Origin of the sequence: Streptosporangium carneum (assembly GCF_027922005.1) — a bacterium.
GTDB classification, from domain to species: domain Bacteria; phylum Actinomycetota; class Actinomycetes; order Streptosporangiales; family Streptosporangiaceae; genus Streptosporangium; species Streptosporangium carneum.
This window is the reverse complement of record NZ_BSEV01000008.1, coordinates 166,416-187,001: the sequence shown is the minus strand read 5'-3', so window position 1 is coordinate 187,001 and position 20,586 is coordinate 166,416. Positions and strand designations below refer to the sequence as shown.

Here is a 20,586-nt window from a genome sequence, read left to right as displayed (position 1 = left end):
GGGAGAGACCTTGGTGCGAGTGGTGCTGGCCGACGACGAGGCGGTGATCCGCGCCGGGGTGCGGATGATCCTGTCGGCGGACCCGGAGATCGAGGTGGTCGCCGAGGTCGCCGACGGGCGGGCGCTGGTCGAGGCGGTGCGCGCGCACCGGCCCGACGTGGCGCTGGTCGACATCCGCATGCCACACCTGGACGGCCTGGGCGCCACCGCCGAGCTGCGCGCCGTCGCGCCCGCCACGGCTGTGCTGATCATGACGACGTTCGGCAGGGACTCCTACATCTCCCGGGCCCTCGGTGACGGGGCCGCGGGATTCCTGCTCAAGACCGGGGACCCGCGCGAGTTCCTGCTGGGGGTGCGGGCGGTGGCCGAGGGCGGGGTCTACCTCTCGCCCAGCGTGGCGGCCCGGGTGGTCAGCGAGCTGACCGGCGAGCAACTGGCCAGGGCGGCGGCGGCCCGCGACCGTGTCGCGGTGCTGACCAACCGCGAGCGGGAGGTGCTGGCGCTGGTCGGCGCCGGACTGTCCAACGCCGAGATCGCTCGTCGGCTCCACCTGGCTGAGGGCAGCGTCAAGACCTACACCAGCACGATCCTGGGCCGTCTGGACGTGCGCAACCGCGTCCAGGCCGCCGTCATCGCCCACGACGCCGGTCTGGTGCGGCGAGAGTGAGCCGTTCCCGCTCGGGCGCGGCGGGAGCGAGCAGCAGCGGGCGCAGCACCGGCAGCCCGCGCAGCCGTTCGACCAGCGCGGTCGTCGGCCTGTTCAGCGCGAGCGACACCATCGGCGCGAGCGCCCCGCCCAGCAGCAGTCCCGCCGCCACGTCGTGCGGGTAGTGGACGCCGACGAACACCCGTGACATCCCGCCCAGCAGGGCCAGCACGATCACATACGGCGTCGACGCGGGCCAGGCGAGCACCAGCCCCGCGGCCGCCGCGGCCACGAGCGCCGCGTGATTGCTCGGCAGCGACCAGTCCCCGTACGGCGGGCACGGCACGATGGTGGCCACCTCGGTCAGCAGCCGGCACGGCCGGTCCTCCCGCAGCAGCTCCTTGACGACCTCGCTGACCGCGTAGGACGCCACCATCGCCACCGGTGCGAGCAACGCCAGCGCCATCCCGGAGGCCCGCCCCCTCCTGGCCCGCCACCACGCGCCCAGGAACAGCGCGGCGAACACCGCCAGCACCCCGTCGGTGCCCACCCCCACCAGCCCTCGCACCCACTCCGGTGTGCTCGCGGCGATCTCCACGATGTCCCGATACAACCCGCCGTCCACGTCGGCCTCCGTGTTCCTCCTGGTCAGTGACCCTATGAAGGTAAAAATCAGGAGGTACGGCACACAGTCGCCGATCGTCGCCGGCAGACCTTGACTTTCGTCAACGGTCCGGCGGCGAACCCCACCCGGGAGGCGACCACCGGCTGTCGCGGACGATCGCTCCGCGCGGTGAGGCGACCGCGTGACTCGCGGATCGCGACGACAGGAGAAGCCGTGCGGGAGGGGAGATCCTGCCGGGGAAGGGCCGCCGGAATCGGCTGTTATGCTCCGCTCGTGATCAGACGGGTGCCGTTCCTGGGCGATGAGAAGCAGAGCCTGCGCGTCAGCCTGGACCGGCACCGTGACGCGGTCCTGTGGAAGCTCGAAGGCCTTGACGACGAGCGGTTGCGGCGGCCGATGACCCCGTCCGGGACCAACCTGCTGGGCCTGGTGAAGCACCTGGCGGCCGTCGAGTACGGCTGGTTCTGCCAGACCTTCGGACGCGAGACCGAGCCGCTCCCGTTCGACGAGGAGGACGAGAACGCCGACCTGCGGGTGGAGCCGCACGAGACCACCGCTGACATCGTGGAGTTCTACGGCCGGGCCAGGGCCGCGGCCGACCGGGTGATCGACGAGCTTGAGGTCGAGGACGTCGGCACGGCATGGTTCGGCGACACGGTGTCGCTGCGCTGGGTGCTCATCCACATGATCGAGGAGACGGCCCGGCACGCGGGTCACATGGACATCGTGCGAGAGCTCCTCGACGGCGAGACCGGCGACCACTCCAAGGACTGATCTCACGGCGGCCGCGTCCCGGCCCGCCGGACCGGCGCCGGCGCGCCCGTTCCGCGGCCGGCTCGCGGCCGCGCTGGCAGGCGCGCCGGCCTCGGCGCCGAACCGCCGAAGCCCCCTTGACAGCGTCGGCCCGGGTGAGACGTTGAAGTCTTCCGGTCGTCAAGGAAGGCCTAGATGTCCACTTTCTCCCATCACCACCATGACCCGGTCGAGCAGGCCGTCGTGCAGGCGCTGGCCGACGTCCACGCGCGGGGGGACGGCCTGTTCTCCCAGGCCCTGGTGATCGTCAACGACGACGTCACGTTCGACGACGTCAACGGCTACAGAACCGCGGTCAACTCGGCCGGCTCCGGCGGTGAGGCGTACTACTCCCTGACGGCCAGAGAGGGGCACGGCCATCCCCGCCCCGACCACGTGAGCGAGGACGAGGCCAGGCTGTCGCAGCGCGACAGCGAGGTCGCCACCCTGCAGGACGCCTACGATTGGCTCGACGGCCAGGGCGTCACGCTGAACGTCAGCGGCGTCCGCGTCGTGCTGGTGGGCAACATCGGGCCGTGCGACGGGTGCAAGGCCCGGCTGAACTACTTCCTGGGCGACGTCGTCGAGCTGTTCGGGAGCAAGGTTCCGGTCGTCGTCGACAGCGTCTACGACACCTCTCAGGCGCACAGGCAGCTGCCCCGGCAGGGGATCACGACGGTGTACGGTTACCCGGACGCGACCCCGTACACCCACACCGCCTCCACGGGCACGAGGACGCGGTACTGGCTGCACAGAAACAGCTTCACGCCCTGACCCGTCGAGGAGCGGGGCCGCGCCGAGGCGAGCACCCGCGCGGGCCGTGTCCGTCGGAGCCGCCTTCGGGAAGAAAAAGGTTCTCCTCCGCGCTCTGCTTGTTTCGTGAAAACATGAGGGCGACATCTGCAACGGCGGGTTGCCGGTGGATGAATTTCGCGGGCACGTCACCCGCCGCCAGCTGCGGCCGGCGTGAATCATGCGATTGATGACTGGATTTCCGCTGTTTTCGGACAGGGTGCGAGAAGAGCATGTTCGTGCTGCCGTTAATCGGCAGGACTTTCTCGTGAAGCAATGAACGACCGCTTCGTCGAAAGGAAAGACATGCGTATTAAGGGAATGCTCGCACTGGTCGGCGCGGGCGCGGCGCTGGCCGCCGGTCTCGCCACGGCCGCTCCCGCTCAGGCGGCCTCCTCACAGGCCGAGGCGGCTGTCGGCGCCCAGGCCGGTTCGGCCCTGCTGACGCCTCTGCGCTACTACACGACGTTCTACGGTCCCAACCCCTGGTGGTCGTGCACCCAGCGCGGCAACCAGGGGGTCAGCAACGGCGAGTGGTACGACTTCCAGTGCAGGGCCGGTGACAGCTGGGTCGACCTGTACATCCAGGTCGCGCCCTGACGTCGCTGATCGCCCGGCGTCACCTGTGACGAACGGCCCATGCCCGGTCACGGCTGGACACGCCGTGACCGGGCATGGGCGGTCCCGGCGCGCCGCAGCCGCGCCGGGACCGCGCCGGTGGAGGTCCGGATCAGCCTCCCCGGCAGACGGGCCCTCTCCTGTCGTGCAGCCGCCCGGGTTTCTCCTGCACCCGTCCCGCCGACTTCTGTTCCCGCGGCGCCCGCGCGGCCATGTCGTCGTGGTGGCCGAACCTCTGGCGGTAGGCGCGAGGAGAGAGGCCGCGCCGCTTGACGAACTGCTCGCGGAAGACGGCCACGGAGTTGTAGCCGACGCGGTGGGCGATCTCCTCGATCTGCAGACCCGTGGTCTCGAGGAGCTCCTCTGCGTGGTTGAGGCGTTGGGACAGCAGCCAGGAGTGCGGAGTGGTGCCCATGGTGTCCCTGAACCGGCGGGTGAAGGTGCGCGGGCTCATCAGGGCGTGGGTGGCCAGGTCGTTGACCGACATGGGCTCGTCCAGGTTGGAGCGGGCCCAGTCGATGGCGCTGGTGAACCGCTCGTCGTCGTCGGCGGGCACCGGCCGGGCGATGTACTGGGCCTGGCCGCCGTCGCGGTGCGGGGCCACCACCATCTCGCGGGCGACGGCGTTGGCCACCGACGCGCCGTACTCGCGGCGCAGCAGGTACAGGCACATGTCGACGCTCGAGGCGGCCCCGGCGCCGGTGATCACGGATCCTTCGTCGATGTAGAGCGCGTCGGCGACCACGGTGACCTCGGGGTAGGCGGCGGCGAGATCCTTGGCGAGACACCAGTGGGTGGTGGCCCGGCGGCCGTCGAGCAGGCCGGTGGCGGCCAGGAGAAAGGAGCCGGTGCAGAAACCGGCGATGATCGCGCCGTGCCGGTGGGCGGAGCGCAGCGCGGTCACCACCGCGGGGGAGAAAGGAGGCGGGCTCTCCTCCCCGTAGGGCATCAGGATGATCAGATCGGCCTTGGCCAGGTGGTCCAGGCCGAACTCCACGTGCAACGACAGGCCCAGGTCGGTGCGCATCGGGCCGGGTTCCTCGGCGCACACCGCGAAGTCGAAGGCGGGCAGTCCCAGAGCGGTACGGTCGGCGAACACATGTCCTATCCCTCCGAGATCGAAGGTGCTCACACCTTGCGTGACGAAGGTCATCACTGAGCGAAAAACAGACACCTCGTCAGCCAGCCAATTCTGTGAGGACGGATGACACTGCGACCTTTCGAGTGATTCGCATAAGACAATTTAATCTCAATGACGACTGTCGCGGTCGTCACTTCGAATAATGTTCACGGATTTCATGCCGTAATTTGTCTCCTGTGATTCGTGGGGCAGGAGGGGATGACGGGGGCATCGGCTGCGCGGTGATACAAATGGCCTGGTCAGGTCCGCGTTCGGGGCGGGTAAAGGCGCAGGATCAGGTTTTTCCGGCGAATGTTGTCTGACAATACGAATATTGTCAGACAATGCGGGGCGTGTCATCGCCACGCGCCCTGGAGTGGTGAAGTGACCCAATAATTGTCGCCGTCCGCTCCTGTCGTCGGATGGGGGATTCGGGACGCGAAAGATCAGGACAACGGCGTAGCGGAGTTTCCCGCGCACGCGGGCGCGGCCTTTCCCGCCGGGTCGGCCGAGTCCCGTACGGCGGGCGACGGCGAGGTGACCGTGCGGCACCGTCACGGGATCGGTGTGTGCACGAAAAGGCGCTGGTCTGTGACAGGGCGTTTTCCTTGGCCGGTCGCGGCAGGCACGGCGTCCGGGGCCGGCTTTTTCCGCCCGGCAGCCGATCAAAGACATGCCTACGATGGCAGTTCGGCGGTGGGCCCGCCATGGGCACAACTGCGTATGGACAACGGAGGGGGCCGTGTCATACCTGCGGAGAGGCGACTACGAAAGAATGCTCGGCCTGGCTGTGGGAGTGTTGGAAGCCAGGCAGTCCGACCAACTCTGGGAAATGGTCGTCCAGGAATTGCTGCGCGCGCTGGACAGCGCCGTCGTGATCACAAAGGACGTGGAGTGGACTCCGTCCAGCGGTGTGGTCGGCGCCTGGCACCGGGACGCCCGGCAGGCGTCCGTGCTCGCGGGCCCGGGGGTGGAGCACGTCCGGGGCGGATACCCGTTCGCGGCCCACTACGGCTCCCACGCGGATCGCAGCCCGCGCACGGCCGCGCAACTCGTCGGAGGACGCGCGTGGCTGCACAGTGAGACGGCCAGCGCGACGCGTGAGTCCTTCGGCACCCGCCACATGCTCGGCGTACCGCTCCCCGACGCCGACGGTCACGTCCGGGGGTTCATCGTCCACCGCGCGGGAGGAGACTTCAGAGCGCGTGACCTCCTCTACGCCGCGCGCGTCCAGCCCTTGCTGGCGGGCGCCGCCGCGCAGCGCGGTCTTCTGGCGCGCTGGCAGGCGACCGTGCAGCCCTCCCGTCCGCACGAACCCCTCGAACGGGCCACCGGGTACGGCCTGACGCCACGTGAGGTCGCCGTGCTGCTGATGCTGGCCGAGGGGCTTCCCGCCGTCGGCATGGCCCGCCGCCTGGGCATCTCCGTACGGACGATCCACAAGCACCTGCAGAACCTCTACCGCAAGCTCGACACCGTCGACAGGCTCGGCACGGTGCTGCGCGCCCAGGAGGCGGGCCTGCTGCCCGCGGCTTCGGGCCGCTAGCGCGGCCTCGCCCGACCCCAGGGGCACTCCGGCCGCCGCCGTGATGTCACGGGACGCGGGGCCGTTCCGCGCCCCGTGTTCCTTCCGCCCGCCGGGTAGCCTCAGGTCATGATCACGGACCTTTTGCACGCCTATGACCAGCAGATGCGCGGAGTGCCGCCCAAGCCCGCGGCCGGGGTCACCCACGAGTGGGACGGGCCGGTGCTGCGGGTCGTCGGCGAGCACCGGGGTCTGGTGACCGGCCCCCGCGACCTGGGGGTGGAGGGCGCGGCGCTGGACGCGCTGATCGCACGGCAACGGGACTTCTTCGCGGCGCGCGGCGAGTCCGTGGAGTGGAAGACTCGGGCGCACGACCACCCGGGTGACATCGCGCGACGCCTGCTGAAGGCCGGATTCACCGCCGAGGAGACCGAGACCGTCATGATCGGCCTGGTGGCCGACGTCGTCGCCGAGCCGGTCCTGCCCGCGGGGGTGACGCTGCGGGAGGTCGACGCGCCGGAGGACCTGAGGCGGATCGCCGCGATGGAGTCACAGGTCTGGGACGCCGACATGGGATGGCTGGCCGACGACCTGGCGGTGAGACTCGCCGCCGCGCCGGACGATCTGACCGTGCTGGTCGCCGAGGCGGACGGGCGGGTGGTGTCGGCGGCGTGGCTGGCGTATCGGCCGGGCACCGAGTTCGCGTCACTGTGGGGCGGCTCGACGCTCGCCGCCTGGCGCGGGAGAGGGATCTACCGGGCACTGGTCGCCGAACGGGCCCGTCGCGCGTTCGCGCGCGGCGTCCGCTGGCTGCACGTGGACGCCTCCGACGACAGCCGCCCCATCCTGGCCAGGCTCGGGTTCCAGGCCGTCACCACGACCACGCCCTATGTCTGGACGCCCTGAACCACGCCTTTCGAACCGGCGGGCCGGACGCTCAGGGAAGGGGACGGGCCCTGTCCGGTCGTCGGGCCTCGCTGACGGCGTCTCAGACCGCAAGGAATTGGATATGGACGTCGGGGAATGGATCAATAAGCTGGAAGCTGGCTGACGCCGTAGAAAACCCCGAAAGACATCCCAAAAGCGCACTGAACGATAACTCAGGAGCTTAGATGTCAGGTCGCAGGCGACTCCGCGTGACGCGACCAGGCGGGCACGACATTCCAGTGGCGATCAGCCCTTCCGGCCAACCGTCAGGAGCACGGTCCTTCCCCGGGACTCGACGTCAGGGAACCCGGAGCGCCCCCCTGCCACCGGCCGCCGCCAGGAGTCTGCCGGACGGCTTACTCCCTGACCCGATGAGGAACAGCATGGTGAACGCCCGTGGTTCGGTGTCGTCCTGGAACGTTCGGGACCGTGGTTTCACCCCCGAGGAAACGAGAGCCGCGGAGGCCGTGCTGGAGCGTCGGCTCGGCGGGGCGGCCCGGATCGAGCTGGCGTTCCTCGGCGGCAGCTTCGCGGTCGGCCTGGGGCACGGGACCTCCGACATCGATCTCTACGCGGTCGGGTCCGGCCTGCCCGGCAGCGACATCGTCTTCGAACACGACGGCATCCAGGTGCACGTCAACCCGGTGCCCGCAGGCAAGGTCCGCGAGCTTGTCGAACTCGGCGCGGAGTACCGCACCACGGGTGCGGACCGCACGCAGATCGCGACCGAGCTGAAGACACTGAACGCGTTGGTGCGGCTGTCCACCGGGCAGATCCTGCACGCCGACCGGCGCTGGCGCGAACTGCTCGACACGCTCGACCCGAACGTGGTCAGGCAGATTCTCATCACCCGTAACGCCAACGTCTTCTCGGCGTACGCGGAGGACGTCTACGGCGCGCTGGACGTCGGTGACCTGCTCACCGCGGCGACCGCGTCCGACCTCGCGCTGCAGGCCGGTTGCGAGGCGGTCCTCGCCGCGGCCGGTGACGTGTACTTCGGGCCGAAGTTCCTGTTCCGGCGGTTGGCGAGGACCTCGGCGACGGCGTCATGGTGCGACCACGTCTGGCGGCTGACCCACCGCGAGCTCCATCCGGAGTCCGGCGGGTGGCCGGACGAGGTCCGGGCCATCGCCGAGGAGCGTCTCTGGGCCGGTGGGCTGCTGTTGTCGTGGAGTGTCGTCGAGGGGTGGCACGAACCGCTCGACAGGCTGCCCGCGCCGTCACGGCCGAGCGGCACGGGCCCGCGCAGGAGCGTGTACTTCGCACCGCTGCGGTTCGCCGACGGCTGGGCGTTCGTCGGACCCGAGGACGGTTACGAGGTCGCCGAGCGCACCGTCCGCCTGTGGCGCGAGCTCGACGGGCGCGCGTTGTCCGCGGTGCCGCGCGAGGACCTGCCGGACGACGTCAAGGACGTCGGGGCGGCGGTGGCCAGCCTGGCCGCCTTCGGCGCGGTCGAGGGGGGTTCGGCGGGGGGAGAGGAACCCGACGAGCTGATCATCCGGAGGTCGCCACGGTTCGGCTGCCATCCAAAGGCGGCCTCGTGATCGCCGCGATCGTCGGCGCCGACGGCGCGGGAAAGTCGACGGTGGCCCACGCGGTCTGCGAACTCCTCGGTCACCACGCGAAGGTGATCGACCGGTGGGACATCGTCGGCAGCCCGGAGTATCCGACGGCCGACTTCATCGGGGCCGACGTTCGCCACGTCCGTGCCCGCACCGCGCTGATGTCGCCGGTGTCGCGTCTGCTCTTCCTGCTCTGGACCTCCGTCGCGTCCGTCGTGGACGGGCGGACGGAGGGACACACGGATGAGCGGCGGGATGAGCGGTGGAGCGGGCAGGGGGATGGGCAGTGGGATGGGCAGGGCGTGGAAACGCCGGAGTCGGTGCTGCTGCTCGACGGTTACTGGATGAAACACGCCGCGAGCGAGATCGCCTACGGGCTGGACCAGGCGTGGGTGGAGCAGGTCGTGGCCGGGCTGCCGGGCGTCGACGCGGTGATCTATCTCCAGTCGGACCCGGAGACGGCCTGGGACCGGATGGGGGACCGGGCGGTGCCCTACGAGTGCGCGATGGATCTGAGCTGTGCCAGGCCCAGTTTCATCGGTCACCAGCGGAAGATCCACGAGGTGCTCGGCAGGTGGGCGGCCCGGCCGGGATGGATCACGATCGACGCGCGCCAGCCGCTGGACGCCGTCGTCGACGCGACCGTCCGGAGCATCGGCGGGCTTCGCGGAGAGGGGTGACGCCGCCGTTTCAGGCGTCGCGAATCGGTCGCGATAACGCTTGTCTGTCAACCATGCCCCTAATTCACCGCTTTCGCATCGCCCATGGAACGCTCTGAGCAAAGCGGATGATGAGAATCAGGTGGAGATCAGGTGTCGTCGAGTAGTGAGCGATCGGCATGGAGGCGTTCCGGTCGGGCGGTCGCCTCAGCCGCGGGGGCCGTCACCATGGCGCTGGTCATGGCCGGCTGTTCCGCCGGCGGCGCCCCGGACAGGGCGGCCCCCGTCGCGCAACCGTCCACCGCCTCCTCACCGGCGGCGTCCGGCACCGGGATCCAGAAGCCGCCGGCGGTGGACCCCGCGTGGCCTCGCTGGGGGTTCACCCACACGGGGGTCAGCGCCAACAACGTCACCGAGCGGTTCGAGCGGGACGCCTCCCGCGCGCTCGCCCAGACCCCGATGCTGCAGAACCAGCACATCATGGGGTTCGGCGCCCTCAACCCCGAACCCCGCCCGGGAGAGTTCTTCTGGGAGGACCTCGACAGCCGGACGAACCTCATGAGGCAGTCCGGAGGCACGCCGGTCATCACGCTCTGCTGCGCCCCTGACTGGATGAAGGGGGGGCCAGAGGGGCCGACAGAGGAGTCGGCCTGGGCCGAGCACCTGGAGGACGCCCCCTACCCCGAGCACTTCGACGACTTCGCCAAGCTGTCGGCCGCCGTCGCGACGAGGTACCCGGACGTCAAGTACTTCATGGTCTGGAACGAGCTCAAGGGCTTCTGGAAGGACCACTCCAAGCCGGCGGACTTCAAGGGCTACACCGAGCTCTACAACAAGGTCTACGACGCGGTGAAGGCGGTCAGGCCCGACGCCGAGATCGGCGGCCCCTACATCGGCTTCGACAGCAACAGGACCGGCGACTCCGAGCTGCGGGGCCCGTGGGGAGTCGTCAACCAGAACGCCCTGGACGCCTTCGAGTACTGGTTCAAGAACAAGAAGGGCGCCGACTTCATCGTGGTCGACGGCGCGTCGCTGACCGACGCCCACGAGCTGCTGCCCGACGCCTTCGGAGCGCTGGGCAAGTTCAGCGCGGTCACCGCCTGGTTGCGGGCGAAGGCCGGCGACCTGCCGGTCTGGTGGTCGGAGTGGTACTTCGTCCCCGAGGACGGCACCACGTGGCCCGAAGCCAAGCGGATCGCCGTCCAGGCCGCCTCGATGATCGAGTTCGCCAGGAGCGGCGCCGCCACGGCGTTGTACTGGAATCCGCAGACCAAGGAGGGCGCCTGCCAGGCCTGCATGTGGGACCCGCGGACCGGCGCCCTGCTGCCGACGGGGCGGCTGGTGAGCGACTTCGCCAGGTGGTTCCCCGCCGGAGCCGAGCTGGAGCAGGTCGCCTCCTCCGACCCCAAGGTCAGGGTGTTGGCGCAGCCGCGGCGGCTGGTGATGGTCAACACCGCCGACACGAAGGTCACCACGACCGTGGACGGCAAGGAGTTCGCCCTCAAGCCCTACGAGATCAGGTGGAGCGACCGCTGACCTTCCGGCGGGGGGCACGCCTCAGGACTTCCCTGATCGAATGATCGGGGAAGTCCCGGATGGCGGCCCCGGAGGTCAGGACCGACACTGGACGCACACGTGACCGGGCCCGCGCGCCGTCGGCCGTCGGGAACGTGCGGCTCCGTGTGAGACGTCGGTCCTACCCGAAGTGAGATCCAGGCGATGGGGAAGCTGTCCCGGAACGACCACGACGCCGAGGGCGCCGGAGAGGAACGCCTCGACGAGGCGGCCCGGCGGGACGGGGCGTCGCGGTCACGCGGGGCCGGGATCACGCGGCGTTCGCTGCTGGCGGGCGTCCCGGTCGTGGCCGTGGGAATGGCCGGACTGGCGCTGCGGGGCGATCCGCCCTCCGCCGCCGTGGTCTCGGAGGACGTCGACCGCAGGGCCGCGAGGGGCATGACGCTGTCCCCGTGGGGGCGGCTCCCCGCGGAGGCCAGGATCGGGTCAGGGGTGGCGGTGACCGGCTCGGGCGAGGTGCTGCTGCTGCACCGCGGAGGCAGGGCGTTCGCCGGAGACCAGGTGATGGGCGTGGACCCGGTCGTCGTGCTCGACGCGGCCACCGGCGGGTTCAGACGCTCCTGGGGAGCGGGGATGTTCAAGTCGCCGCACGGCGTCTCGGTCGACGAACGGGGCCGGGTGTGGACCACGGACGTGATGACCAACCACGTCACGGTGTTCGCTCCCGACGGGCGGCTCGAGCGGAGGATCGGGCACGACTACGGCGCCGGGCTGGACACCTGTCTCGCCGTCAGGAACGAGCTGACCAACCTGCCCTGCACCGGCGACCCCTACATCTTCGCCCGGCCGACCGACGCCGTGTTCTCCCCGACGGGACGGGTCTACGTGTCGGACGGCTACCGCAACTCCCGGGTGGGAGCCTTCGACGCCGCCGGGAAGATCATCAGATCGTGGGGCGCGCTCGGCGACGGCGACGGCGAGTTCCACATCCCCCACGGGATCGCGCTGCGCGGCAACGGCGACGTCGTGGTCGCGGACCGGCGCAACGCGCGCGTCCAGGTCTTCTCCGCCGACGGCAGGCATCTGGCGACCCACTCCTCGGCGGAGATCGGCAGGCCCTACGACGTCGCGGTGGGGCCGGGCGACGTGCTCCACGTGCTCGACGGCGGAGACTCCCTCGACGAGGACGGCGGGCAGCGCAGAGGCTACGTCGTCGCTCTCACGGCGGACGGATCGGTGGCACGGCGCTGGGCCCTGAGCGACCAGACGGCCGATCCCCACCAACTCGCGGTCGGTCCGGGAGGCGAACTCTACGTCGCTGCGCTCAACGGCCCACCCCTGTGGCGCTGGGCTCCGCGATGAGCGCTCCCGCCCGTGCGGTCGGTCGACGCGGGGAGATGACGCGGGGGAGATGACGCGGGAAGTGCGGGGAGACGCGGGGAGATGACGCGGGATATACGGTACGGCCGCGCTTGTAGTGTCGGGGCGTGGACCTGCACGTCAGCCTGGGAGGCCCGGGAGACCTCGCCTTCCGCATCCACCGGCAGCTGCGCGACGCGATCCTGGACGGCAGGCTCCGCCCAGGAGAGCGCCTGCCGTCCACCAGAGAGCTCGCCCGCAGGCTCGACGTGGCCCGCAACACGGTCTGCGTCGCCTACGAGCGCCTGACGGCCGAGGGCTTCCTCGTCGCCCGTGTCGGGGCCGGCACTTTCGTGGGGGCCCCACCGGTCGCCCGCGCCGGTCCCCGGACCGCGCCGCCGGGCCACGACGTGCGTCCCCGGCCGTTCTGGGACTCCGTCGCCCCCGGCCTGCCCGCCGGGACGCCGCCCGTCCACGACTTCCGGATCGGCAGGCCCGACGGAGAGCTGTTCCCGCTCGCCACGTGGCGTCGGCTCGTCGCCGGAGAGCTGCGCGCCTCGACGGTCGGGTCAGCCGGTTACGGAGACTCCGCCGGGCACGAGGGCCTGCGCGAGGCCGTCGCCCGGCACGTCGGGATCTCCCGTTCGGTCCGCGCGCGCGCCGAGGACGTGCTCGTCACCCAGGGCGCCCAGCAGGCCCTCGACCTCGTCGGCCGGATCCTGATCGAACCCGGTGACTGCGTGGCCGTCGAGGAACCCGGTTATCCACCGGCGCGAGCGCTGTTCGGCTCCTTCGGAGCCCGGGTCGCGGGGGTGCCCGTCGACGAGGAGGGGCTCGACGTGAGCGCGCTCCCGGACGCCGCCCGGCTGGTGTACGTCACGCCGTCGCACCAGTTCCCGCTGGGCACGCCGATGTCGCCGACCCGGCGGGCCGCGCTGCTCGAATGGGCCTCGCGCCGCGGCGCGGTGATCGTCGAAGACGACTACGACAGCGAGTTCCGCTTCTGCGACCGTCCTCTCGAACCCCTGCAGAGCCTCGACCGCGACGGCCGTGTCGTCTACGTCGGCACGTTCTCCAAGACGCTGCTGCCGATGCTGCGGCTCGGCTTCCTGGTCGCCCCCGCCTCGCTGCAGCCGGCGCTGCGCGCGGCCAGGCGGCTCACCGACTGGCACGGCGACCACGTCGCCCAGGCGGCGCTCGCCCGCTTCATCGACTCCGGCGAGCTGTCGCGACACGTCCGCAGGGCGACCCGGGTGTACGCCGCCCGCCGCGAACGCGTCCTCACGACGCTGCGCGACGACCTCGCCGACTGGCTCGACCCGGTGCCGTCGGTCGCCGGTCTGCACCTGTGCGCCCTGTTCAGACCGGACGTGTCCGTCGACCTGGACAGGGCGCGCGAGCTGGGCGTCGCCGTGGAGAGCCTGGCGGCCTACCGCGCCGACGACGCGACGCCTTCAGGACTGGTGATCGGGTACGGCGCCGTCCGCGCGGAACAGGTCGCCGACGGGCTGCGGCTCCTCGCCCGCTGCTTCGAGAGCCGCGGCGGCGGGTCTGCCGCCTCCCTCCGCCGGGAGCCCGTTCGCGAGGGACCCGCCGCCCTCAAGGCGGCGCCACGACGACCGCGACGGCCTGACCGGGCGTGACCGGCGGGCCCGGTGACCTGCCGTACGACGCCTCGGCTCCGTGTTGTTCGTGACCTTACGGATGATCTACGCTTTCACCGCAGCCAGTCACGTCAGGGCCCACAGCGCCCGCCGGGTACCCTCTCGGCCGATCGGGAGGTGGGCGATGAGCCTCGGCGAGTTGAGTCTGTCCGAGGGCGTGGAACAGGCCATCGGCTCGGAGGAGCTCTTCTTCTCGACGACCGACAGGCATGGGCTGATCCGCAGCGGCAACTCGGTCTTCGTCCGGACCTCCCGGTTCTCCGTCGACGAGCTCACCGGCGCCCCGCACAACGTCGTGCGCCACCCCGACATGCCCGCCGGGGTCTTCCGGCTGATGTGGGACCGCCTGCTCACCGGACGCCCGGCGGGCGCCTACGTGCGGAACCTGGCCAAGGACGGCAGCGACTACTGGGTCTTCGCCACCATGACGCCCCTGGCGGAAGGCTTTCTCTCGGTCCGGATGGCTCCGCGAAGCCGGCTGTTCGAGGCGGTCAGGCAGGCGTACCGGTACGTGGCCGACGTCGAACGCGAGGCGGTCGAGTACGGCGGGATGAACCGGCGCGAAGCCGCGCTGGCCGGCATGGAGCAGCTCGAACAGCTGCTGGGCGAACTCGGGTTCGGCTCACACGACGACTTCCTGACCGAGGCGCTGGCCGCCGAGGTCGCGGCGCGCGGCAGGCTGGCCTCCGCGACCTACGCCCGCCCGTGGGCGCAGGGGCCGATCGCGGGGGTGCTGGCCGGCACGGAGGCGTTGGAGGCCCTGCTGGCCGACCTGGTGAGGCGGCTGGAGGGTTATCGGGCGTTCAGCGACCGGCTCGTGCGGTCGTCTGCCCGGGTGCTCGACGTCGCACGGCGGCTCGACCACGCGGTCGTCGCCGCCCAGGCCGCCTCCGAGATGGTCGCCGACACCGCTCCGGTGCTGCGCAACGTCGCCCGGGTGATGGCCACACCGACGCGCGCCGCGGTGGTCGCGCTGGAACAGCTGGTGCCCAAGCTCGCCGCGCTGCGCTCGGACGTCACGGACCTGCGCTTCCGGATCGCGCTGGCGAGCCTGCACAACGACATGGTCGCCGCGTTCGCCGCCGAGGTCGTGGACGGCGTCGCGCCGCCGACCTCGCTGGTTGAGGTGCCCCTGCTCTGCGACGCCGTGCACGAGAACGTGCTGGAGATGTCGGCCAGGGCGCAGCAGGTGAACCAGGCGCTGCGTGAGATCGTCGCCGGGGTCGCCGAGGCGGGCGAGCGGCTGACGGCGTTCCGGCGCTTCCTCGGGCAGTGGCGGGTCCTCGTGCTCCGCCATGGGGCGGAGAACGTGCTCGGCGACCTGGTGCGGCCGATCGACGAGGAGTTCGCCGCGAGCTGGGACGGCATGGACATGCTGCGCGCGCTCGGCTGGGAGTTCGAGTCCTCGGCGGTGTCGTTCGACGTCGAGGCGCTGGGGGCGCAGGTGGCCAGGATCCGAGCCGAGGCCACCGACTTCCTCGACGCCTCCTGAACCGGGGCAGGCCGGCTCCGCCCATGGGCGTCGGCGACGTCGGCGACCTCGCCGTCAGCCCCGCCCGCCTCCGAGACCCGCCCCGGACGGCTTCTTGAGCCGGACGGATTCTCGGGCCGGACGGATTCTCGGGCCGGACGGATTCTCGGGCCGGACGGATTCTCGGGCCGGACGGATTCTCGGGCCGGACGGATTCTCGGGCCGGACGTTGTCGGGCTGAGAGCCATACCCCGGGCGCGGGGCCGGGTAATCCCGCCGGATGACGGTCCGCCTCCTGTCAGCCCGTCGGCTGACCGTCGAATCGTCCCTCATCCGCTGGTCGGAGCCTGGAGGCGCTGAAAGGCTTCTCAGGTGTGCACAGACCACCCGTGAGGAGACGCCGCATGCGCACCGCGACACCTGATTCTCGTTTCCGCCGCCGGCGGACCACGGCAGGGCCGGCGACCGCCGCCACCGTCGTCGCCGTCACCCTCGCCACCGCTGCCGTCGTCACCGCCGAGGCCCCGTATCCCGCGGTCGTGCCCGTCGCGGCGTCCGCCGGACTGCCCGCCGGACTGCCCGCCACGGCCCGCACGGGCCTCACCCTGTCCCTGCCCGCCCCCACGGGAGGCCACCCGATCGGCACGGTCGCCCTGCACCTGGTGGACCGGACCCGCCCGGACCCCCTGGTGAGGTCGAAACCCCACCGCGAGCTCATGGTGAGCCTCTGGTATCCGGCGAAGAAGGCGCCGAACCTCCCCCTGGCGCCGCAGATGTCACGACGGGCCGCCGCCGACTGGGACAAGCGCTCCGCGCCCCCGATGGGCGTCAAGCCGGGCACGGTGGACTGGGCGGCCACGCCGACGCACGCCCGGGTCGGCGCGCCGGTGGACCGGCGGGCCGGAGGGCTCCCGGTCGTGGTGTTCTCCTCGGGGGACGGCGGTCCGCGCACGCTCGGCACCGTGCTGGTCGAGGAACTCGCCAGCCGCGGCTACCTCGTGGTCAGCGTCGACCACACCTACGAGGCGGACCAGGTCGAGTTCCCCGGCGGCCGCGTCGAGCGCGCCGTCCCGTTGCCGAAGAAACTGACCGAGGACGTCGTCGCCCGGCTGCTCGACAAGCACTCGAAGGCGCGCCTGGCGGACATGAGGTTCGTCCTCGACCAGCTCGCGGGGCTCAGCCGTGGACGCAACCCCGACGCGGAGTCCACCCCGCTGCCTGCCGGACTGCCCGGATCGGCGGACCTGACCCGGGTGGGGATGCTCGGCCAGTCCATGGGAGGTTCCGTGGCCGCGCAGCTCCTCCACGACGACTCCCGCGTCGACGCCGGGGTCAACCTCGACGGAGGGTACGTCGGGCCGGTCGCCCGGACCGGGGTCGCCAAGCCGTTCCTGCAGATGGCGTCGGAGTCGCACACCCGCAGGACCGAACCCACCTGGAAGTCCTTCTGGGACGCGTCGACCGGCTGGAAACGCGAACTGCGTCTCATCGGAGCCAGGCACGGCTCGTTCACCGACCTGCAGGCGCTGCTTCCCCAGCTCACCGGAGAGCTGAAGAGCCCGCTCGCCGCCGAGTTCGTCGGAACGATCGATCCCACGCGTTCGATCTCCGCCCAACGGGCGTACGTCACCGCGTTCTTCGACCGGCACCTGAGGGGACGGCCCACCCGCCTGTTCGACGGCCCCTCCAGACGCCACCCCGAGGTGCGGCTCGTCCCCTGACGGCGACGGATCCGGAGCGCGAGGAGGAAGGGCCGGTCCTGTCGTAGGCATGTCGTACCGTCCTGGGCGAAGCCGACGCGAAAAAGGAGCGCTCATGAGCGATGTCGCCGCCCGCTATCGAATTCGTGCGGACATCTTCGCGGCCAAGGTCACCGCCGTCAGGCCCGGCCAGTGGTCCAGCCCGTCCCCGTGCGAGGGGTGGACCGCCAGGGACGTCGTCGGTCACATCGTCGACATGCACGCCGCGATGCTCCGTCCGCTCGGCGGGTCGCTCAGCCCCGCGCCCGTCGTCGAGGAGGACCCGCTCGCCGCCTTCGCCGCGGCGCGTGCCGACGTCGAGGCCCTGCTCGCCGACCCGGCCACCGCCGCGCGCCAGGTCGACACCCCGGCGGGGCGCCTGTCCGTCGAGCTGCACGTCGACCAGGTGGTCAGCGCCGACATGGTGCTGCACGGCTGGGACCTCGCCCGCGCCACCGGTCAGGACGACACGATCGACCCGGCCGAGCTCGAGGCGATGTGGCCCGACGTCCAGCGGATTCCCGACGAGATGCGCGTCCCCGGAGCCTTCGGACCCGGCATCGTCGTCTTCGGTCCGGAGGTCGAGGTTCCCGACGACGCCCCGCTCCAGCACCGCGTCCTCGGTCTCCTCGGCCGGGACCCCCACTGGTCCGCCTGACACGAGCGCCGCGAACGCGGCCGGTCGCGGTCGGTCGCGGGCGGTGTCGGCCACGGCCGGTCGGCGGGCACGCCGCCCGGTCGCGGCCCCGCCGTGCCCGCCTCCGTCAGCCGGCGTGGCTGCGGGTGTGGGCGTTGCGGTAGCGGGAGGGCGCGATGCCGTACCTCCCGGTGAACGCCTGGCGCAGGGTCTCGGCGGAGCCGAAGCCGCAGCGGGCCGCCACGCTGGGCATCGGCAGTGAGGTGCCGGCCAGGAGGTGGGCGGCGGCCTCGAGGCGGGCGTGCCGTACGAAGTGGCCGGGAGACTGTCCCAGGTGGGTCAGGAACAGCCGGGTCAGGTGCCGGACGCTGATCCCCGCCCGCGCCGCGAGGGCGGTGGTGGACAGGTCGTCGCCGAGGTGGTCAGATTCCCGTCCCGGATGTAGATGGGGCGGGGGTCGACGGTGACCGAGGGGTGGCGGGCGGCGAGTTTGCCGGCCCACCGCCAGTGGGTGGTGACGCGCCGGCCGTCCAGCAGTCCCGCGGCGGCGAGGATGCTCGCACCCGTGCACACCGACGCGATCCGCCGGCTCTCCCGCGCGATCCGCCGGACGTGGGCGACGATCAGCGGGTTGGCGGCGGCCTGCTCGTGCCCCCAGCCGCCGGAGACGAGCCCGCACGACGCCGCCCTCACCGTGACGTACGGCCCGTCACACGGTTCCGGCCCCGGCGGCCTTGACCCGGCGGTCTTGACGGGCTCGTCCGGGCCGGGCGGGCGGCCTATGGTTGGGGATCATGACAGGAGACTCGCTCGCGACCGGTCAGCGCTCCCTGGGAGACCCGTCCGTCACGTACCCGCTGTGGCCGCCGCTGACCAGCGGATGCCCGCGCACCAGCACAGCCGAGCTCGCCTACCCCGTCGAGGTCGACTACGCCTACGACAGGACGCCGGACGACCTGTTCAGCCGGGGCCGGACGCGAAAGGCCGGCCTCGACCGGTGGGCGTCCCTGCTGCCGCCGCTGGCCGTCCCCACCCTGGGCGAGGGCGGCACCCCGCTCGTCGAGATCGGCGACGGGGTCTACCTCAAGGACGAGTCCCGCAACCCCACCTGGAGCCACAAGGACCGGCTGAACCGCTGCGCCGTCAGCGCCGCGGTGGGCGTGGAGGCCGAAGGAGTGGTGGTGGCCTCCTCCGGCAACCACGGCGCGTCCGCGGCGGCCTTCGCCGCCCGGGCGGGCCTGCGCTGCGTCGTCCTGGCCTCGGCGGGCGCGCCCCCGGCCGTCCGGTCGTTCGTGAACGCCTACGGCGCGGTGGTGCTGCCGGTGCCGTGGGAGTCGCGCTGGCCCCTGATGCGGCAGATCGTCGACCGGCTGGGCTACCACCCCGTCAGCAACCTCACGGTCACGCACACCGGGCACGCCTTCGGCCCCGAGGGCTACAAGACCATCGCCTACGAGATCTTCACCGACATCGGCGTCCCGGCGGCCGTGTTCATGCCCGTCGGCTACGGCGAACTGCTGTTCGGCGTCTGGAAGGGCTTCGCCGAGCTGCGGCGCCTCGGCCTCGCACAGCGCGTCCCGCGGATGTACGCCTGCGAGCCCGCCGCCGGAGGCCCGCTCGCCGCCGCCGTCCGGCAGGGACTGCCGGCCGCGGTCGTCCCTGTCGGCCCCACCTCCGCGTACGGGATCGCCTGCGCCGTCGGCGGCCATCGCGGCCTCGTGGCGATCAGGGAGAGCGGCGGCGAGGCCCTGCTGGTGAGCGACGAGGAGATGGCCGCGGCCCAGGCCGAGTTGTCCCGTCAGGGGATGTGGACGGAGTTGTCCGGCGCCGCGGGTCTGGCGGGACTGCGACGCCACGGCGTCGTCGACGGGCCGGTGGTCTGCATCTCGACCTCCAGCGGCTTCAAGGACCTCGCGGTCGGTTCGCACGGTCCCGAGGCGGTCGAACCCACCTGGGACGCGGTGAGCCGACGCCTGCGCTCGGCCGGCATCAGCACCTGACGTCCGGGCCGTGCGCGGGCGGCGTGGAGGAGCCCACGACGCGCCGGCTCGTCATCCTCCGGCCCGCAGGACCCCGGCGATCGCGGCGGGGGCCTCCTCGGCCATGAAGTGGCCGTAGGCGACGGTGGTGTGCCGCAGGTCGGGCGCCCAGGCGCTCCACAGCGCGGCGGCGTCGAAGCCGAGGGCGGCGCCCCAGTCCTGCTGGAGCACGGTGACCGGCATCCGCAACCGGTTGCCCGCGGCCCGGTCGGCCCGGTCGTGGTCGACGTCGACACCCGCGGAGGCGCGGTAGTCGGCGACGATCGAGGGCACCGCCTCGCGGCAGGCGTCCAGGTAGGCGGCGCGGACGTTGGCGGGGACGGCCCGCGGGTCGCCGGTCCAGATGTCGAGGAAGTGGCCGAAGAAGGCGTCAGGGCTGGCGGCGATCATCTGCTCCGGCAGGCCGGGAGGCTGGGCCATCAGGTAGAGGTGGAAGCCGACGGCGGCGGCGGTGCCGTGCATCACCTCCCACATGTCCAGGGTCGGCAGCACGTCGAGGCAGGTGAGGCGGGTGATCGCGGCGGGATGGTCGAGGCCGGCGCGGAAGGCGACCAGGGCGCCGCGGTCGTGCCCGGCCAGCGCGAAGCGCTCGTGCCCCAGCGCGCGGGCCAGGGCGACGACGTCGGCGGCCATGGTGCGCTTGGCGTAGACGGCGGGACCGGTCTCCGCGGGCTTGTCGCTGGCGCCGTACCCGCGCAGGTCGGGACAGATGACGGTGTGGTCGGTCGCGAGGTCGGCGGCGACGTGCCGCCACATCAGGTGGGTCTGCGGGAAGCCGTGCAACAGCACGATCGGACTGCCCGAGCCCGCGACGGCGACGTTCAGGGACACGCCCTCGGCGACGGGGACGCGCCGGTAGTCGAAGCCGGTGATGGCAGGTGTCATGGTTCCGCCCT

General features: G+C 71.7%; 18 protein-coding genes and 1 pseudogene. 15 read left to right on the top strand and 4 right to left on the bottom strand.

What is annotated here, in order from left to right:
* Positions 1-10 precede the first annotated feature (10 nt).
* Positions 11-667: a response regulator transcription factor gene (locus tag PKF00_RS19490; RefSeq protein WP_271218990.1), complete on the top strand. Its 657-nt coding sequence runs from the start codon at positions 11-13 to the stop codon at positions 665-667.
* On the opposite strand, the gene PKF00_RS19485 is transcribed toward PKF00_RS19490, so the two are convergent.
* Positions 630-1,271: a phosphatase PAP2 family protein gene (locus tag PKF00_RS19485; protein WP_271218989.1), complete on the bottom strand. Its 642-nt coding sequence runs from the start codon at positions 1,269-1,271 to the stop codon at positions 630-632. The two genes, PKF00_RS19490 and PKF00_RS19485, sit on opposite strands and share 38 nt — an antisense overlap.
* 273 nt (positions 1,272-1,544) lie before the next feature.
* On the opposite strand from PKF00_RS19485, the gene PKF00_RS19480 reads away from it, so the two are divergent.
* From PKF00_RS19480 to PKF00_RS19470, 3 genes are all read left to right on the top strand, one after another.
* Positions 1,545-2,045: a DinB family protein gene (locus PKF00_RS19480; RefSeq protein WP_271218988.1), complete on the top strand. Its 501-nt coding sequence runs from the start codon at positions 1,545-1,547 to the stop codon at positions 2,043-2,045.
* Between the two features lie 174 nt (positions 2,046-2,219).
* Positions 2,220-2,837 carry a hypothetical protein gene (locus PKF00_RS19475; RefSeq protein ID WP_271218987.1) on the top strand — a complete coding sequence of 206 codons (618 nt, stop codon included), beginning with the start codon at positions 2,220-2,222 and terminating at the stop codon, positions 2,835-2,837.
* A gap of 324 nt (positions 2,838-3,161) precedes the next feature.
* Positions 3,162-3,455, top strand: a complete 294-nt coding sequence (locus tag PKF00_RS19470; protein ID WP_271218986.1) for a hypothetical protein — start codon at positions 3,162-3,164, stop codon at positions 3,453-3,455.
* A gap of 130 nt (positions 3,456-3,585) precedes the next feature.
* Here the strand turns inward: PKF00_RS19470 and PKF00_RS19465 are convergent, their stop codons facing one another.
* Positions 3,586-4,626: a GlxA family transcriptional regulator gene (locus PKF00_RS19465; RefSeq protein ID WP_271218985.1), complete on the bottom strand. Its 1,041-nt coding sequence runs from the start codon at positions 4,624-4,626 to the stop codon at positions 3,586-3,588.
* 709 nt (positions 4,627-5,335) lie between these two features.
* Here PKF00_RS19465 and PKF00_RS19460 point away from each other — a divergent pair.
* From PKF00_RS19460 to PKF00_RS19415, 10 genes are all read left to right on the top strand, one after another.
* A complete protein-coding gene (locus tag PKF00_RS19460) occupies positions 5,336-6,139 on the top strand; it encodes a helix-turn-helix transcriptional regulator (protein ID WP_271218984.1) in 804 nt (267 codons plus the stop codon).
* Between the two features lie 108 nt (positions 6,140-6,247).
* Positions 6,248-7,024 (top strand): GNAT family N-acetyltransferase, encoded by a 777-nt coding sequence (locus PKF00_RS19455; protein WP_271218983.1) that lies wholly within the window; start codon positions 6,248-6,250, stop codon positions 7,022-7,024.
* 404 nt (positions 7,025-7,428) lie between these two features.
* Positions 7,429-8,589, top strand: coding sequence for a nucleotidyltransferase domain-containing protein (locus PKF00_RS19450; RefSeq protein WP_271218982.1), 1,161 nt, complete (start codon positions 7,429-7,431; stop codon positions 8,587-8,589).
* Positions 8,586-9,287: a nucleoside/nucleotide kinase family protein gene (locus PKF00_RS19445; protein WP_271218981.1), complete on the top strand. Its 702-nt coding sequence runs from the start codon at positions 8,586-8,588 to the stop codon at positions 9,285-9,287. Before PKF00_RS19450 ends, PKF00_RS19445 begins: the two co-directional genes overlap by 4 nt.
* Positions 9,288-9,494: 207 nt before the next feature.
* On the top strand, positions 9,495-10,802 hold the full coding sequence (locus PKF00_RS19440; RefSeq protein ID WP_271218980.1) for a xylan 1,4-beta-xylosidase: 1,308 nt from the start codon (positions 9,495-9,497) through the stop codon (positions 10,800-10,802).
* Positions 10,803-10,985: 183 nt separating this feature from the next.
* Positions 10,986-12,143 (top strand): peptidyl-alpha-hydroxyglycine alpha-amidating lyase family protein, encoded by a 1,158-nt coding sequence (locus tag PKF00_RS19435; protein ID WP_271218979.1) that lies wholly within the window; start codon positions 10,986-10,988, stop codon positions 12,141-12,143.
* A 125-nt stretch (positions 12,144-12,268) separates the two neighbouring features.
* The gene (pdxR, locus tag PKF00_RS19430; protein WP_271218978.1) at positions 12,269-13,783 is read left to right on the top strand and encodes a MocR-like pyridoxine biosynthesis transcription factor PdxR; all 1,515 of its coding nucleotides are present in this window, start codon (positions 12,269-12,271) and stop codon (positions 13,781-13,783) included.
* Between the two features lie 145 nt (positions 13,784-13,928).
* Positions 13,929-15,296 (top strand): PAS domain-containing protein, encoded by a 1,368-nt coding sequence (locus PKF00_RS19425; RefSeq protein WP_271218977.1) that lies wholly within the window; start codon positions 13,929-13,931, stop codon positions 15,294-15,296.
* Positions 15,297-15,679: 383 nt separating this feature from the next.
* Positions 15,680-16,996 carry an alpha/beta hydrolase family protein gene (locus PKF00_RS19420; RefSeq protein WP_271218976.1) on the top strand — a complete coding sequence of 439 codons (1,317 nt, stop codon included), beginning with the start codon at positions 15,680-15,682 and terminating at the stop codon, positions 16,994-16,996.
* 94 nt (positions 16,997-17,090) lie between these two features.
* A complete protein-coding gene (locus PKF00_RS19415; protein ID WP_271218975.1) occupies positions 17,091-17,672 on the top strand; it encodes a TIGR03086 family metal-binding protein in 582 nt (193 codons plus the stop codon).
* 106 nt (positions 17,673-17,778) lie between these two features.
* On the opposite strand, the pseudogene PKF00_RS45205 reads toward PKF00_RS19415, so the two are convergent.
* Positions 17,779-18,398, bottom strand: a pseudogene (locus PKF00_RS45205) (GlxA family transcriptional regulator); the annotation flags it as partial.
* A 47-nt stretch (positions 18,399-18,445) separates the two neighbouring features.
* Here PKF00_RS45205 and PKF00_RS19400 point away from each other — a divergent pair.
* Positions 18,446-19,651, top strand: coding sequence for a threonine synthase (locus tag PKF00_RS19400; protein WP_271218973.1), 1,206 nt, complete (start codon positions 18,446-18,448; stop codon positions 19,649-19,651).
* A gap of 51 nt (positions 19,652-19,702) precedes the next feature.
* Here PKF00_RS19400 and PKF00_RS19395 read toward each other — a convergent pair whose 3' ends face one another.
* A complete protein-coding gene (locus PKF00_RS19395) occupies positions 19,703-20,575 on the bottom strand; it encodes an alpha/beta fold hydrolase (RefSeq protein WP_271218972.1) in 873 nt (290 codons plus the stop codon).
* Positions 20,576-20,586 lie beyond the last annotated feature (11 nt).